Below are 15,186 nucleotides of genomic sequence, written 5' to 3'. Positions count from 1 at the left end.
TGTATGCCCTATCCGCCGGCGTCGGCCGAGAGGAAGGCCACGGTGTCCCCGGTGACCAACGGGAGACGGCCGTCCTTGGTGACCTGGTCCCCGTTGAGCGCGGCGATCACGTGCCGGTCCAGGGTCACCCCGACCGCGTCGGCCGCGGCTCCGATCGTCGCGGCGGGCACCGTGCGGGGCCGCTGCCCGCCACCCTTGGCCAGCACCCCGAACCGCTCGACCACGACCTCGGGCGGCTCCCGGTCCCGCGCGGCCCGGTAGTCCTGCGCGGTGTTGACGTTGACCACGGAATCCAGCTCCGGGTCGTACTTCGCGAGGGTCACGTCCGCGAGCAGGGCGTCGTCGTCGAGCTGGGTCACGGCACAGTGCTTGAAGATCATGCCGGGTTTCCGCAGGCCCCGGGCGAGGAGATCCGAGACGAGCCCGGCGATCCCGGTCCGGTAGGCGGCGGCCAGGGGCTGCCGGAAGCCGCGCGCCACCGGCAGGGCGACGTCCACGTCGTCGGTGAGCGCGCGCAGCACCCGCCGAACGTAGGCGGGATGCAGGAAGGGCAGGTCGGTGGAGCACACGAAGGCCGCACCGGCCCGGTCCTGGACCGCGGCCAGCCCGGCCGCGAGCCCCTGCATCGGCCCGAGCCCCTCCACGGGGTCCGCGACGACCTCGACCCCGGCAGGCAGCTCGGGCAGCTCCTGCCCCGGCGCGGCCACCACCACGACCGGCCCGTCGACCGACCTGGCGAGCACGGCGGCCGCCCGGTACAGCAGCGTCGAGCCGTGCCACTCCAACCCGGCCTTCGCCGTCCCCATGCGCGATGACCGACCACCCGCGAGCACCACACCCGCCGCACTGACCATCTTCCGATGGTAGTCACGGCCCGGCCGGACCGGTCCGGGCGCCCACGTCGGCCACCCGGACAGAACGTTCCTATCGCGTCGTCGCCTCGGGGATGTGATCGATGGCGTACACGACCTGTACCGCGAGGTCGCGCGCGGACTCGGCGCCGAGGGCGGAGTTCTGCTGGAGCACGTCCTGCACGAACGCGACGCGCTGGTCGTAGCGGGAGACGAACTTGGTGTCGGTCATCTGTTTCTCCTTGTAGGCGAGGCACGCGGCGACCCGCGAAGCCCAGCGGTCGAACCTCGACGACGAGGGCGGATCCCGCACCAGTCGCGGTGGTCGACCACGAATCTGGACAACGTCCAATAACTGTACACCGTCCAGAGATCACCCTGTCGCGGGCCCATGAGATGCTCATCGCGACGCGGAGACCGGCAGGCCGGGAAGGGCAACAAACGGTGACCACTTGGACCGACGTGATCAGCTATGTCCGGACACGCTACGAAGTGCTGGAGGAGACCGACGGCTGGCTGCGCTTCCGCCTCGACACCGACGGGGACCGGACCCAGCAGGTCGCGGTCCATCACGTGCCCGCAGGCGATGCCGACGGCGTGGCGTGGGTCGAGATCTCCTCGCCGGTCGGCCGGGCCGACGCGATCGATCCACGCCGGCTTCTCGAACTGGCGGGCACATCGCTCGTCGGCGGCGCGGCCATCGTGGACGGTGTCGCGTTGCTCAAGCACACCCTTCCGCTGGAGGACCTGAGCGTGCGAGAAGAGTTCGAACGCCCCATGACGCTGCTGGTCGCCCGCGCCGACGAGCTCGAGGACGAACTCACCCGGGGCGACCGGTACTGAGCGAGGCCGCCGTCGACGGACAAGGCGGCGCCACCGTCACGGGGCGCGGATTCGGCAGCACTCCAGCTGATCGATTCCGTTCGGGACACCGGTCCTGCCGTCAACTCGCCCTTACACAGCACCAGACCCCGGGGCGCTACGCGCCCGACCGAGGTACGGGCAGCGCGGTGGGGAGTGGCCGGGCCGCTCCCCACCGCGTCGCTCACCGCACGGTGTCGACGTGTGTCACGCCGGACGTGCGGTAGCCGCCGACCCTTGCCGTGACCTGGGCCGGGCTGACCACCTCGTTCTCCGCGAAGTAGACCCAGTCGACCCGTTCCTGGTAGGCGCGGTCCCCCGGCTGGCCGACCAGGCCGCCGGCGATGAACCACAGGTTGAAGTTGATCGACATCGGCGTCTCCGGGTAGTACCGGTCGCCGTGGTCGGCGAACAGGTTCCCGTCCACGTAGTAGCGCACGCGGCCGGACGCCACCTGGATCACCAGGTCGTGCCAGCCGGAGAAGCTGGTGCGCTGCTCGGTGTGGATGTTGTCGGCGACCCACGGCTCGTTCTGGTAGGTCTCCCACGTCGTCGAGTACAGGATGTTCGACGGCTCGCCCCAGCCGCCGTTCGGCAGGTACTCGAAGTCCAGCTCGCCGTAGTCCGGGTCCATCGGGGCGTTCAGCGGTGTGATGGTGAAGAACGTCTGCACCACGTGGTCGCCGTCGATGCCGCGCACCGGCGTGTCGGTGAAGTACACCCGCGCGCCGTACGTGCCCTCGAAGAACTTGCGCTGGTGGTACAGCTCCGTCTGCCGTGCGCTCGACCCGTTGTTCGACGACTCCAGTTGCAGCACCTGGTTGCCGCCCACGGACGGGAACGTGACCAGGGACGGATCCCACACCGCGCCCGGCACACCAGGCCCGCCGCCGCCCGAACGCACGGTCCACCCGCGCTGGCCGATCCTCGGGTCGCTCGACGAGGTGTACGCGAAGTCGTCGAACAGGACCTCACCGGTGGGATCCGGCGGGTCGGGCGGGTCACCGGGGCCGTCACCGCCGGGGCCGGTGCCCCAGATGGTCGTCCCACCACGTTGGACGGTCACAGTGGACGCCGGTGCGTACGCGGTGCGGTTGGCGAACGAGTAGTCGTCGGTCTGGGTGATCGGACCCCAGTTGGTGCGGTAGAAGCGCAGTTGCAGGTCGCCGGTCGTGCCGCCGGGTGCCAGCGACCCGGCGCCCGAGGTGAACCCGACCTCCAGGTAGCGGTCCGCCTTCGCCGTCGGGGTGGACAGCGGTTGGAAGGTGCCGGTGACGTTGGCGCAGCCGCGCACCGCCCACGAGCAGGCGAAGCGGTAGCCGACGTCCGGGGTCTCGCCGCGGAAGTAGTACCGCAGCGTGACGTCGGAGAGCGGGATGGTGGTCGAGCCGGTGTTCGTGATGGTGAACCACGGTTCCACCTGGTCGGTGGTGGCGCCCGTGGCGCTGGTGCGGTGGTTGGCGGTGAGGGCGTCCGCGGCGGCGGCCGCGGGTGCGTGCAGGAACGTGGTCACGGCTGCCGCCGCGGCGGCGACGGCCAGGGTTCTGCGGAACATTTCTCCTCCGGTACGTGCAGGGTGCGTACGGGGCTTGCAGGACCTCCTTTCATGGAGTCGCGGTCAACGACCGGCAGGCCACGGACATGGCCGCCAGCCTGCGCTCGTGCACCGCCATCGCGGCGCCGAACGCGGCCCATTCGGGTTTGGCCGACCACAGGGCGTCGGCCAGCGCGCAGAGCCGGGGGAACGCGAGGTACTCGACGTCCTGCGGCCTCGGCGCCTGCTCCGTCCACAGTTGACACTGGCTGCCGAGCACGGCCGGGTCCTCGGGAATCTGCTGGTGGTACACGTCCGACATGGTCACCACCGCACCTGGCTGGCCGGCGCGCTCGTCCGGATCGGTCGACTGTGGATAGTCCAGGTAGGTCGCGCGGTACGGGGCGAGCACGACGGGGTGACCGCGCCGGGGTGGTCCGTCGACGGTGTCCTGCCACGGCATGACGACCGTGCGCGGGTCGAGCGGGCTGCCGTCCCTGGCTCCGTCACCACTGTCGTCCCAGCAGACCGGTGTCCGCCCGTGCGCAAGGAGAAAGCCGCCGACCCGGCCGAGGAACCAGCCGCGCAGCGCGTGCGGGCCGGCCAGTCCCTCCTCGGCGACCCGCGCCAGCGCCTCCTGGCTCGCCGCCCACTCGGTCACCGGAACCTCGTCGCCGCCGATGTGCACGTGCTCGCCGGGGAAGACGTCCATGACCTCGCCGAGCACCGTGCGGACGAAGTCGAGGACCCGGTCGTGCACACCGAGGACCGCGTCGGAGATCCCCCACTCCGTCCACACGGGAAGCCGCCGCTCCGGCCGGTTGCCCAGCCACGGGTAGGCGGCGAGCGCGGCCCGCGCGTGCCCCGGCATGTCGATCTCGGGCATGATCCGGACGCCGCACTCGGCCGCGTAGTCCACGAGCCCGCGCAGCTCCGCGGTCGTATAGGCGCCGCCGTGCGGGACGCCGTCGAAGCGGTCGCTGCCCGCCGGGCCGAGCTGCGTCGACGACCGCAGGCCACCGACCTCGGTGAGCGCCGGGTAGGCGGCGACCGGCATGCGCCAGCCCTGGTCGTCGGTCAGGTGCAGGTGCAGCACGGTGAGCTTGTGCAGTGCCAGCAGGTCCACGAAGCGGCGCAGGAACCGCACCGGCTGGAAGTGCCTTGCGACATCGAGCATCGCGCCGCGCCACGGCAGCCGGGGCATGTCGGTGACGTCGACACACGGCAGGGTCCACCGCACGCCCGGCGCCGCCGTCTCCCCCAGCACCTCGACCGGCAGCAGCTGCCTGATGGTCTGCACGCCGTGCCGCAACCCGGCCAGGCGCCGGGCCCGCAGCACCACGGCCTGCTCGCTCACCGTCAACGCGTAGCCCTCGTCGCCGAGACCCACGAGTTGCTCGTCGAGCGCGAGGAGCACGGTCCCGTCGGCTGCTAGCGGGAGCGGCAACCCGGTCGCCGGGCGAAGGTAGCGCCGCAGGAGCCGCGCTGCCGGTTCGGCGCCCCGGGTGGCGCGGAGCGCCGTTGCCGGCCCGAACAGGAACTGGCCTGCCCGCTGACGCAGGCGTGTCGGTCGTGGCAGGATCACGTGCCGCCTCCGGTTCTCAGCCCTTGACCGCGCCGCCGGTGATACCGGCGGTCACTTTCCTCTGCAACACCAGGAAGATCGCCAGCACGGGCAGCATGAACAGGGTCGACGCGGCCATGGTCGCGCCCCAGTCGGTGCCGAACGTGTTGCTGAACGAGGACAGCCAGACCGGCAGGGTGCGGTCGTCCTGGTCCTTGATGATCAGCAGGTTGGCGAAGGCGAACTCGTTCCACGCGGTGATGAACCCGAACAGCGAGGTGGCCAGCAGACCGGGCGCGAGGAGGGGGAGCACGACGCGCCGGAACGCGGCGGCCCGGTCACAGCCGTCCACCTGGGCCGCCTCCTCCAGTTCGACCGGGATGGCCGCGAGAAAGCTGCGCAGGGTGACGATCGTGAAGGGCAGGGTGATCATGAAGTAGACGAGCGTCAGCATGGCCAGCGTGTCGAGCATCCCCGTGTCCCGCGCGATGACGTACATCGGGATCAGCAGCGCCTCCCACGGCGTCATCTGCGCGATGAACACCATGAGGATGAAGCCACGCCTGCCCTTCCACCGCAGCCTGGCCACCGCGTACGCGGCGAGCAGCGCCACCACCAGCGACAGCAGGACCGCCGAGCAGGCCACCAGCAGGCTGTTGCGCCAGAACGACCAGAACCCCTGCGCCGCCACGGCTGTGGCGAAGTGCTCGAACGTCAGCGCGGACGGCCAGAACGTCGGCGTCTCCGCCTGGATCTCCCGCGTCGGTTTGAACGCGGTCAGCACCATCCAGTACACCGGGAACACCGAGACCACGAACACGAGCAGTGCCGCCAGGTTCCTGGTCAGCCGAGCCGTCATGTGGCGGCCTCCTCGCGGAACATGTGCCGGAAGTAGAACAGCAGCGCGAGCGCCAGCAGCAGCACCATGAGCATGGAGACCACGGCGCCGAGGTCGTAGCGGTGCAGCGACTGCGCGACCTGGTAGGCGTACACCGGCAGCGTGGTCGTCGCCCGGCCGGGGCCGCCCTCGCTGATCACCCAGATCTGCACGAACGCCTTGCCGACCCAGATCACCTCCAGGCAGGTGACGAGCCCGAACATGGGCCGCAGCACGGGAAAGGTGATCGAGCGGAACGACCGGAACCCGCCCGCGCCGTCGATCCGCGCCGCCTCGTACAGCTCGTGGGGCACCGTGGTCATCGCGGCGTACAGGGTCAGCGCGGCGAACGGCACGGACTGCCACACGATCAGCACCACGAGGATCGCGAAGGTCTGCGGTCCGTCGGCGAACCAGGTGTGGCCGCGGAACTGCTCGAAGCCCAGCGACACCAGCGCCCAGTTCACGACGCCGAGCTGGGAGGAGAACATCCACTGGAACACCGTGGTGGCGGCGATCATCGGAGTGGCCCAGGTGAGCACGAGCCCGCCGAGCACCAGCAGTCGCATCGCCCGGCCCAGCCGCACGACCAGGAGCGCGACCAACGTGGACGGCACCATGATCAGCACGACGTTGACCGCGGTGAACAGCAGCGTGCGACCCGTCACCGACCAGAACTCGGGGTCGCTGAGCACCGCGGTGTAGTTGGCGAACCCGGCGAAGGTCGCTCCGCCGCGGATCAGCTCGGCCATCCCGAAGTGCTGGAACGAGATGATCACGTTGCGCAGCAACGGATACACCAGCAGGTAGGCGGTCGCCAGCAGGGTCGGCGCGATGAGCAGGTACGGCCAGAAGGCCCGGCGGCGACCAGTCCGCCGCCCCGGCTCCCCATGTGTTGGCCGCGTCCCGGCGACGGTGCGGTGTCGAGGTGGACTGTGGCCGGGTGCGGTCACGTTCCCCTGAGGTATCGGCTGCTCAGGTGCGGACCTCGCACGAAGAACCACCGTGCTGGTCCTAGCTCGCGGTGTTCAGTGCCGAGGTGATCACCGCGTCCGCGTCGGCGGCCGCGGTTCTCGGGTCGGCGCCGGTGAGCACCTTGGTCAGGAACTCCTTGATCGGGTTGCGGGCCTCGACGGCCGTCCAGTTCGGGGAGTTCGGCGTGGCGTGGCCGTTGGCGGCGCCCGCGGCCATCGCGGCGGCGCCGGGATCGTCGTCGACCGCGTCGGCGAGCGAGGTGCGGTTGGGCACGTAGTTCATCGTCGTGGCCAGCTCGACCTGCCACTTCTCCCCGGTCAGGGCCTTGACCACCGCGTAGGCGCCGTCCTGGCGGGCCGAGGCGACCGGGATGATCAGGTCGGAGCCGCCGGTGAACACCGCGCCCGGCTCGGCCGCGCTCTTGCCGGGGATGGGGAAGAAGCCGAGCTTGCCCTCGAGGTCCGGGTTGGCGGCGGTGACGAGCTTCGCCGCGCCGGGAACGGCGATGAGCTGCGCGACGTTGCCCTGGGCGAACACGTCGGTCTGCTGCGGCTTGGCCTCGTCGGAGTCCTTCGGTCCGTTGCCCAGCGCCTGGATCCGCCGGTAGAAGTCCGCGCCCGCCAACGCTTCCGGGGTGCCCAGCGCCCCCTTCCAGCTCTCGCCGTCGCGCACGGCGAGGTCGCCGCCCTCGTCCCAGACGAACCCGGCGAGCACGTACCAGTTCTGGCCGGGCAGGTAGATGCCCTGCGTGCCGCCCTGGTTGAGCGCCGCCGTCGCGGTGAGCCACTCGGCGCGGGTGGCCGGCGGCGTGATTCCCTTGGCCGCGAACAGGTCCGTGCGGTAGATGACGACCCGGTTGGCGGCGTAGAACGGGATGCCGAACTGCTTGCCGTCGACCGCCCCCGGCTCGGCGAGCCCCGGCAGCCAGTCCGCACCGTTCAGGTCGCCGACCCTGTCCGACAGGTCGGTGACGCCACCGCTCGCCGCGTACTGCGCGACCTGGGTGTTGCCGACCTCGATCACGTCCGGCGGGTCGGTGCTCGCCAGCGCACCGGTGACCTTCTCGGTGATGCCGTCCCACTCCTGGATCTGGACGTTCAGCGTGTACTCCGGGTGGTCCCGCTCGAACTCCGCCTCGAAGTTCTCGACGAAGTCGTCGGTCGCGGTGTCCTTCATCAGCCACACGGTCAGGTCCTGCCGGCCGCCGTCACCGGAGCCGTCGTCGGAGCCGCAGGCGGCGAGTACGGGGAGGGTCAGCGCCAGCGCGAACAGGCCGGCGGCGAAACGATGCGGCACGGGTCCACCTCACGGTGCATCGAGGATCTGACCAATTGGTAAGGTCCAGTGGTCTGTACCAAAATGGCATAGACCAATCTTCAAGTCAATGAACAGGTCAAGACCAGGTTTCGCCGACCGACGCGACACAGAAGTGGCCGACTGGGTGGGCTGTCCTCTGGTCTGATTGTCATACTGAGGGCATGGCCGGAGCCATCCTCAAGCGCGAGCGCGTGCGGGACTACCTGCTCGAGATGATCGAGACGCACCCGCCTGGCGCCCCGCTGCCCGCCGAGCGGATGCTGTGCCAGCGCCTGGAGGTGTCCCGGCCGACGCTGCGCTCGGCCGTGGACGAGCTGGTGAACAACGGGATGCTGGTGCGCCAGCACGGGCGCGGGACGTTCGTCGCACCGGCCAAGATCACACAGGAACTGGTGTCGGACGAGCGCGCGATGACACTCCCCCCGGCGTCGGGCACGTGGACGAGCAAGGTGCTCGAGTTCGCGACCATCGCGGCGGGGGCCCGCGTCGGGCGGCGGCTCCGGATCTCCCCGGCGGCGGAGATCTTCTACGTGGCTCGGCAACGCTTCGTCGACGGCTCGCCGATGGCCATCGAGTACCTGCACGTGCCGGTGGTCGTCGCCCCTCGGCTGTCCCTCGCGGACCTGGAGTCCGGCGACCTCTACGCCCGCCTGCACGAGCACGGGGTGCGGGTGCACGACGCGGTCCAGTCCGTCGAACCGACCGTCACCAACGACGCCGAGTCGTCGTTGCTCGGCGTGCCCGTCCTGTCCCCCGCCCTGCTGTTCGAACGCCTCACGAACGACGACACCGGCCGCCCGATCGAGTACGTGCACTCGCTCTACCGCGGCGACCGGTACCGCATCGTCTCCCGCCTCGCCCTCGGCCCGACGGCGACGACCGCAGGCGCCCGGGCCGCGGACGCGCACCACCCCGGCATCCCGCCGGGCGACCTCACCGCCCGCGGCCCTGTCCGCTCAGCCACGACGGGCGACATCCAGTAGGCCCCGGGACGACGAACAGTACGAACGCGAGACACCGGTGCCGGGAAACGGGGCCGCGCAACCCCGGCCTCGCCAGATTCCTGACACCCAGGATGTGGCACGAACAACGCACCTTCCGGATCACCTGCGTATCACACAAAGCGATATCGCTCTTCTTTCTGATTGCCTTCTTTCGTATTGATTGAGGCTTGTTTCCCCGTCACCGGTTGGACTACGTTGACACCGCCTCCAGCCGATAACCAGCCTTTGTTTCTGAGAACAAGGAGAACTGAGTGTTTCGAAGAGACAGTCCTTTACGGCGTGCGCGGCGCGGCTTCTATGCCGCGTTGACCGCCGTCGTGCTGCTTCTGGCGGGTTCGGCCGCCAGTGCCGAGTCGCCTGCGGCGGAGCGGCCGACGGCCAAGAACCTGCCGGGGTTCAGCCACGGAAACGTGACTGTGCAGGGCACCACGCTGCACTACGTCCGCGGCGGTTCCGGCCCGCCGCTGGTGCTGTTGCACGGCTGGCCGCAGACCTGGCGGAAGTGGGCGAAAGTAATGCCCGCCCTCGCCCAGAGCCACACGGTGATCGCGTTCGACCTGCCCGGCGCGGGCAGTTCGAGCATTCCCGCCGACGGTTACGACAAGGTGACCACCGCGAAGCGCATTCGTGAGGGCGTCCACAAACTGGGCTTCACCCAGGTGTCCCTCCTCGGCCACGACACCGGCGCGCTCATCGCCCACCCGTATGCCCGCGACTACCCGGCCGAGGTCGTCCGGATGGCCGTGCTGGAGACGCCGCTGCCCGGATTCGGCCTCGAGGACGTCTACGGGATCAGCTTCCACCTCGGCCTGAACCAGACCGCCGCACCGGTCCCCGAAACCCTCATCGACAACGAGGACGTGCCTGCCTACCTCGGTTGGCTGTTCAGCAGCGCCCGGCACCCCGACCGCATCGACCAGGCCGCCTACTTCCGCGCCTACGCGCGCCCGGAACGCAGGACCGCGGGCTACGACTACTACCGGGCGTTCGCGGCCGACGCCGCGAACAACCAGGCCAACGCGCACAAACGCCTGCCGATGCCGGTACTGGCGATGGGCGCGGAATTCGCCTTCGGCCCGTTCGTCGCCAACTCCTTCAGCCAGGTCGGCGATGACGTTCGCGGCGTCGTCGCACCGGACAGCGGACACTGGGTCGCCGAAGAGAACCCCGCGTTCCTGACCGCCTGCGCCAAGCTGTTCTTCGGACCGCAGGGCGTTCCCGCCCCCAGCCCCGAGTTGACCGACTGCGAGGCCTGACGGTCTTGCGCACCCGGCCCGGGTCTCCGCGCTCGCTCGCGCGGGGACCCGGGCAGTGTCGTCAGCCGAGGGTGCCGAGGAGTTCCCGGCAGGCGTCCTCACACCGGCGGCACGCCTCCGCGCACACCCGGCAGTGCTCGTGCTGGGAAGCGTGCTGTTCGCACTCGTCGGCGCAGGACTTGCAGACGGTCATGCACGCCTGCAGCAGCGTCCTGGTGATGTTCGCGTCGTAGCCGGTGTGCCGCGAGAGCACCCTGGCCGTCGTCGCGCAGATGTCGGCGCAGTCCTCGTTCGTCCTGATGCACTTGCGCAGCATCGGAAGCTGGTCGTCCGCCTCCGACAGGCACGCGTCGGCGCAGGCCGTGCAGGTCTGGGCGCACTGCACGCATTCCTCGATGCAACGGGTGAGGGCCTCCCTGTCGACGTCACCGAGGTCGGCCGGATAGGTCCGCAACATCTCGGTCACAGGCATGGTTCGTGTCCTCTCCACGGGAATCGATGGCCCACCTCGCCTACCCGCTCCGCGTCGGACGACACATCGTCGCCACCTTTCGGTTGCCTTACCAACGGGTGCCACCCGGACATGGGGACTCGCGACGGGGGTACTCCCGAGATCATGCGTGCATTGACCGTCGAAACCGGCAGGAACGGGTCCGTCCGGACCACAGAGGTGCCCGAACCCGATGTAGAAACCGGTGACCTGCTGGTCGAAGGGCTGGCGCTGGGTGTGTGCGGCACGGACAAGGAGATCGCGCGCGGCGAGTACGGCTCGGCGCCACCGGGCCGGGAGCCGCTGGTGCTGGGGCACGAATCGCTTGGCCGGGTGCGCCATGCGCCGGACGGTTGCGGGTTCTCCCCTGGCGACCTCGTGGTCGGGGTCGTGCGCAGACCGGACCCGGTGCCGTGCGGGGCCTGCGCGAGAGGCGAGTTCGACATGTGCCGCAACGGCCGCTACACCGAACGTGGGATCAAGGACCTCGACGGCTACGGCAGCGAGCTGTGGCGGGTCGAGCCGGACTACGCGGTCGCGCTCGACCCGGCACTCGAACAGGTCGGCGTGCTGATGGAGCCCACGACCATCGTGGCGAAGGCGTGGGAGCAGGTCGAGCGGGTCGGCGCGCGAGCGTGGTTCGAACCGCGCCGGGTGCTCGTGACCGGTGCCGGACCGATCGAGCTGCTCGCCGCCATGCTCGGCGTGCAACGCGGCCTGGACGTGCACGTACTCGACCGCGTGACCGAGGGACCCAAACCCGGCCTGGTCACCGACCTCGGTGCCACCTACCACCACGACCCGGCCGACGAGGTCGCCGCGCGGCTCGAACCCGACGTGGTGATCGAGGCGACGGGCGCCGGTCAGGTCGTGTTCGACACCATGGCACACACGGCCGCGTACGGCGTCATGTGCCTCACCGGTGTCTCCACCGCCGGCAGGCACCTCAGCGTCGACGCAGGCGGCGTCAACCGGGAACTGGTCCTGGAGAACGATGTCGTGCTCGGCTCGGTGAACGCGAACCTCCGCCACTACCGGCAGGCCGCCGACGCCCTCGCGAAGGCCGACCGCGACTGGCTCGGCCGGTTGATCACCCGCCGGGTACCGCTGTCCAGGGCGGCCGAGGCGTTCACCTCGGACAGCGGGGACGTCAAGGTGGTCATCACCATCGACAACGGGAACGGGTGAGGGCGATGCCCGGCCGCATCGAGGACTACGCACTGCTCGGCGACCTGCAGACCGCCGCGCTCGTTGGCAGGAACGGCGCCATCGACTGGCTGTGCCTGCCCCGCTTCGACTCACCGGCGTGTTTCGCCGCGCTCCTGGACACCGAGAACGGCGAGCGGGCAGGCACCTGGCGCATCGCGCCCGCGGCCGGTGAGCAGGTCACCCGCCGCCGCTACCGCGGTGACACCCTCGTCGTCGAGTCCGAGTGGGACACCCCGGAGGGGACCGTCCGGCTCCTGGACTGCATGCCGCCGCGCGGCGAGGCCGCCGACGTCGTGCGGATCGTCGAGGGCGTGTCGGGCCGGGTGCCGATGCGGATGCTGCTGCGGCTGCGGTTCGACTACGGCCACGTGGTGCCGTGGGTGCGCCACCACGGCACGGAGATGACCGCGATCGCCGGGCCGGACGCCGTGTGGCTGCACGGCAGCGTCCCGCTCACCGACGACGGTGACACGACGACCGCCGAGTTCACCGTGGGGGCCGGTGAACGGCTCGCGTTCGTACTCACCCACGTCTCCTCGCACCTGCCCCAGCCCGCCCCGGTCGACCCGGAACGGGCGCTCGCGGACACGGAGGCGTTCTGGGCGGAGTGGATCTCCCGCTGTGAGTACCGCGGGCCGTGGGAGCACGCGGTCCGCAGGGCCCTCGTCACGCTCAAGGCCCTCACGTACGCGCCGACCGGCGGGATCGTGGCGGCCGCGACCACGTCGCTGCCCGAGCAGCTCGGCGGGTCGAGGAACTGGGACTACCGCTACTGCTGGCTCCGCGACGCCACCTTCACGCTGCAGGCACTGCTGGGCACCGGGTACGTCGACGAGGCGCGGGCCTGGCGGGAATGGCTGGTCCGCGCGGTCGCGGGCGATCCAGGCAAGCTGCAGATCATGTACGGGCTCGACGGCAGCCGCCGGCTGCCGGAGCAGAACCTCGACTGGCTCAGCGGCTACGAGAACTCCACTCCGGTCCGGGTCGGCAACGCCGCGGCGGACCAGCTCCAGCTCGACGTGTGGGGCGAGGTCCTCGACGGGCTGCACCTTGGCCGGGAAGCCGGCCTGCCCGTCCAGGACGTGGCGTGGGACCTCCAGGTGGCCCTGCTCGACCACCTCGAAGGCAACTGGAACGAACCCGACAACAGCCTGTGGGAGGTCCGCGGCCCTCGGCGGCAGTTCGTGCACTCCAAGGTGCTCGCCTGGGCCGGGGTGGACCGGGCCATCGACTCCGTGGCACGCCACGGCCTGCTCGGCCCCGTGGACCGGTGGCGGGTGCTGCGCGACCGCATCCACGCCGAGGTCTGCGAGAAGGGTTTCGACCCCGAACGGAACACCTTCACCCAGTTCTACGGCTCGTCGGGGCTGGACGCCGCGTTGCTCCTGATCCCCCGGATCGGCTTCCTCCCGTGGGACGACCCGAGGGTGCTCGGCACGATCGACGCGGTTCGCGAACAGCTGTGCCACGACGGCTTCGTGCTCCGGTACCGCACGGACACCGACGGCGGCGTCGACGGTCTTCCCGGGGACGAGGGCGCCTTCCTCGCGTGCAGCTTCTGGCTCGTCGACGCGCTGGCGGGCACCGGCCGGGTACACGAGGCCCGGGACCTGTTCGAGAAGCTGCTCGGCCTCCGCAACGACGTCGGCCTGCTCAGCGAGGAGTACGACCCGGCGACGGGCCGTCAGATCGGCAACACACCGCAGGCGTTCAGCATGGTCGGCCTGATCAACAGCGCCCGTCAGCTCGCGGGCAGCCGCACCACGACCTCCGCGTCCCGGGAGCAGCAGAACCTCGGCCATCCGCGACGGGACGGAACGGGCAGCCACGGGTGAGCACGGGCACCGGCGAGACCTGCCGCGTGCTCACCCACGGCCCTGGCCGTCGGTCTCACGGTCGGTCTCACGGTCGATCTCACGGTCGGTACCGTCGTCGGTCTCCCGGCCGATGTCGGCGACGGGCCCGCGCGGCAGGTTGTCCGGCGGCTCCACCCGCAGGGCCTTCGCGACCGGCACGTCCGTGGACGAGTGCAGCACGATGGACAGCGCGATCGTGACGGCGACCAGGTCGAAGACGTGATCACCGGACGGGATGCCCGCCTGTACGGCGAGCAGCCCGTAGACGACCGACGCGAACCCCTTCGGCCCAAACCACGCCGCGGCCGCCCGTTCCTGGTTGGGCAGGCTGGTCCGGAGCAGGGAGAGCAGCATCGCCGCCGGGCGCACCAGCAGGATCGCGATCACCGCGACAGCCCAGTCACCGAAGGTGAGGTCGGCAATGCGGTCCGGGGTAATGAGCGCACCGAACACGAGCAGCGCGGCGAACTTGGTCGTCTCCGACAGCAGGTCACCGAAGTGCTCGAAGTGCTCGGCCGCGAGCCGGTCCAGGGTGGCGATCGTGCACCCGGCCGCGAAGGCGGCGAGGTAGGGGTTGGCGTGGGTCAGGTGGCAGGCGGCATAGAGGATCACCGCGATGGCCAGTGGCCCGAGCGCCTGCAGCCGCGGTTCCGCGGTGAGGACGCGCAGCCGCCAGGCCAGGACGATCGCCGCGGGGATCGCGACACCCAGCACGAGTCCGATGACCAGCTCGAGGCCGACCTGACCGAGGTGGGTGTCGGAGTTCGTGGCGGTGGCGATGAAGATCAGCACGAACGGCAGCGCGAGCCCGTCGTTGAGCCCGGACTCGACGTTCAACAGCCTGCGCAGCCGCAGCGGCACGTCCTGGCGCCCGACGATCGCCGACGCGAACACCGGGTCGGTGGGCGAGAGGATCGCGCCGACCAGGAAAGCGGTCGTCCAGTCGAGCCCCGCCAGGTAGTGCACCGGCACGGCGATACCGATCATGGTGAGCGGCATGGCCAGCCCGAGCGCTCGCCCGGACAGCCGCCACCCTTCCCGCAGTGCAGGCAGCCCGGCCCGCTGTCCGTCGACGAACAGCACGGTGAACAGGGCCAGGTCGGCGAGCCCGGTGACGAACGGCCCGTCGGAGGGGATCTCGACCAGCCCGAAGCCGCCCTGGCCGATCAACGCACCGGCCAGCAGGAACATCAACGCGGTGGAGAGCACCGTCCTCGCCGCGAGCCCGGACAGCGAAACGCTGATCAGCAGCACGACCCCGAACGCCAGCACGAGCGCCATCGACACACACCCCCGTCATCGCAAAACACCCACACCGACCGGTGTGGGTGTGCCGACCAGACTTCCCGGCGCTCCGGTGCGCAAAGATGCCGTAAGGACCCCGGTTCACGC

14 protein-coding genes are annotated in these 15,186 nt (G+C 70.4%); 5 read left to right on the top strand and 9 right to left on the bottom strand.

Annotated elements, in window-relative coordinates:
* Positions 1-8: 8 nt before the first annotated feature.
* Together mobA and ACFPCV_RS30350 are read right to left on the bottom strand one after the other, a co-directional pair.
* Positions 9-854, bottom strand: coding sequence for a molybdenum cofactor guanylyltransferase (mobA, locus tag ACFPCV_RS30355; protein WP_378059854.1), 846 nt, complete (start codon positions 852-854; stop codon positions 9-11).
* A gap of 70 nt (positions 855-924) precedes the next feature.
* A complete protein-coding gene (locus tag ACFPCV_RS30350) occupies positions 925-1,083 on the bottom strand; it encodes a DUF6307 family protein (protein WP_378059853.1) in 159 nt (52 codons plus the stop codon).
* A gap of 212 nt (positions 1,084-1,295) precedes the next feature.
* Between ACFPCV_RS30350 and ACFPCV_RS30345 the strand changes: the two genes are divergently transcribed.
* Positions 1,296-1,694: a type III secretion system chaperone family protein gene (locus ACFPCV_RS30345; protein WP_378059852.1), complete on the top strand. Its 399-nt coding sequence runs from the start codon at positions 1,296-1,298 to the stop codon at positions 1,692-1,694.
* A 202-nt stretch (positions 1,695-1,896) separates the two neighbouring features.
* Here ACFPCV_RS30345 and ACFPCV_RS30340 read toward each other — a convergent pair whose 3' ends face one another.
* From ACFPCV_RS30340 to ACFPCV_RS30320, 5 genes are all read right to left on the bottom strand, one after another.
* On the bottom strand, positions 1,897-3,267 hold the full coding sequence (locus tag ACFPCV_RS30340; protein ID WP_378059851.1) for a cellulose binding domain-containing protein: 1,371 nt from the start codon (positions 3,265-3,267) through the stop codon (positions 1,897-1,899).
* Positions 3,268-3,316: 49 nt separating this feature from the next.
* Complete coding sequence (locus tag ACFPCV_RS30335; protein WP_378059850.1) at positions 3,317-4,831, bottom strand: beta-N-acetylhexosaminidase; 1,515 nt, start codon at positions 4,829-4,831, stop codon at positions 3,317-3,319.
* Positions 4,832-4,847: 16 nt separating this feature from the next.
* Positions 4,848-5,669: a carbohydrate ABC transporter permease gene (locus tag ACFPCV_RS30330; RefSeq protein ID WP_378059848.1), complete on the bottom strand. Its 822-nt coding sequence runs from the start codon at positions 5,667-5,669 to the stop codon at positions 4,848-4,850.
* The gene (locus ACFPCV_RS30325) at positions 5,666-6,640 is read right to left on the bottom strand and encodes a carbohydrate ABC transporter permease (protein ID WP_378059847.1); all 975 of its coding nucleotides are present in this window, start codon (positions 6,638-6,640) and stop codon (positions 5,666-5,668) included. Before ACFPCV_RS30325 ends, ACFPCV_RS30330 begins: the two co-directional genes overlap by 4 nt.
* A 61-nt stretch (positions 6,641-6,701) precedes the next feature.
* Positions 6,702-7,958, bottom strand: a complete 1,257-nt coding sequence (locus tag ACFPCV_RS30320) for an extracellular solute-binding protein (protein ID WP_378059846.1) — start codon at positions 7,956-7,958, stop codon at positions 6,702-6,704.
* A 182-nt stretch (positions 7,959-8,140) separates the two neighbouring features.
* On the opposite strand from ACFPCV_RS30320, the gene ACFPCV_RS30315 reads away from it, so the two are divergent.
* Both ACFPCV_RS30315 and ACFPCV_RS30310 read left to right on the top strand, forming a co-directional pair.
* The gene (locus ACFPCV_RS30315; RefSeq protein WP_378059845.1) at positions 8,141-8,962 is read left to right on the top strand and encodes a GntR family transcriptional regulator; all 822 of its coding nucleotides are present in this window, start codon (positions 8,141-8,143) and stop codon (positions 8,960-8,962) included.
* Positions 8,963-9,288: 326 nt separating this feature from the next.
* Positions 9,289-10,239, top strand: a complete 951-nt coding sequence (locus ACFPCV_RS30310) for an alpha/beta fold hydrolase (RefSeq protein ID WP_378059844.1) — start codon at positions 9,289-9,291, stop codon at positions 10,237-10,239.
* Between the two features lie 61 nt (positions 10,240-10,300).
* Here the strand turns inward: ACFPCV_RS30310 and ACFPCV_RS30305 are convergent, their stop codons facing one another.
* Entirely contained in the window at positions 10,301-10,711 is a 411-nt protein-coding gene (locus tag ACFPCV_RS30305; protein WP_378059842.1) for a four-helix bundle copper-binding protein, read from the bottom strand.
* Positions 10,712-10,855: 144 nt separating this feature from the next.
* On the opposite strand from ACFPCV_RS30305, the gene ACFPCV_RS30300 reads away from it, so the two are divergent.
* Together ACFPCV_RS30300 and ACFPCV_RS30295 are read left to right on the top strand one after the other, a co-directional pair.
* Positions 10,856-11,917 (top strand): glucose 1-dehydrogenase, encoded by a 1,062-nt coding sequence (locus ACFPCV_RS30300; protein WP_378059841.1) that lies wholly within the window; start codon positions 10,856-10,858, stop codon positions 11,915-11,917.
* Between the two features lie 5 nt (positions 11,918-11,922).
* Positions 11,923-13,773 (top strand): glycoside hydrolase family 15 protein, encoded by a 1,851-nt coding sequence (locus ACFPCV_RS30295; protein WP_378059840.1) that lies wholly within the window; start codon positions 11,923-11,925, stop codon positions 13,771-13,773.
* Positions 13,774-13,803: 30 nt separating this feature from the next.
* Here ACFPCV_RS30295 and ACFPCV_RS30290 read toward each other — a convergent pair whose 3' ends face one another.
* Positions 13,804-15,075: a cation:proton antiporter gene (locus ACFPCV_RS30290; RefSeq protein ID WP_378059839.1), complete on the bottom strand. Its 1,272-nt coding sequence runs from the start codon at positions 15,073-15,075 to the stop codon at positions 13,804-13,806.
* Between the last annotated feature and the right edge of the window lie 111 nt (positions 15,076-15,186).

Source organism: Actinophytocola glycyrrhizae (genome assembly GCF_042653545.1).
In the GTDB taxonomy this organism is placed as follows: domain Bacteria; phylum Actinomycetota; class Actinomycetes; order Mycobacteriales; family Pseudonocardiaceae; genus Actinophytocola; species Actinophytocola glycyrrhizae.
This window is presented reverse-complemented; position numbering and strand designations above follow the sequence as displayed.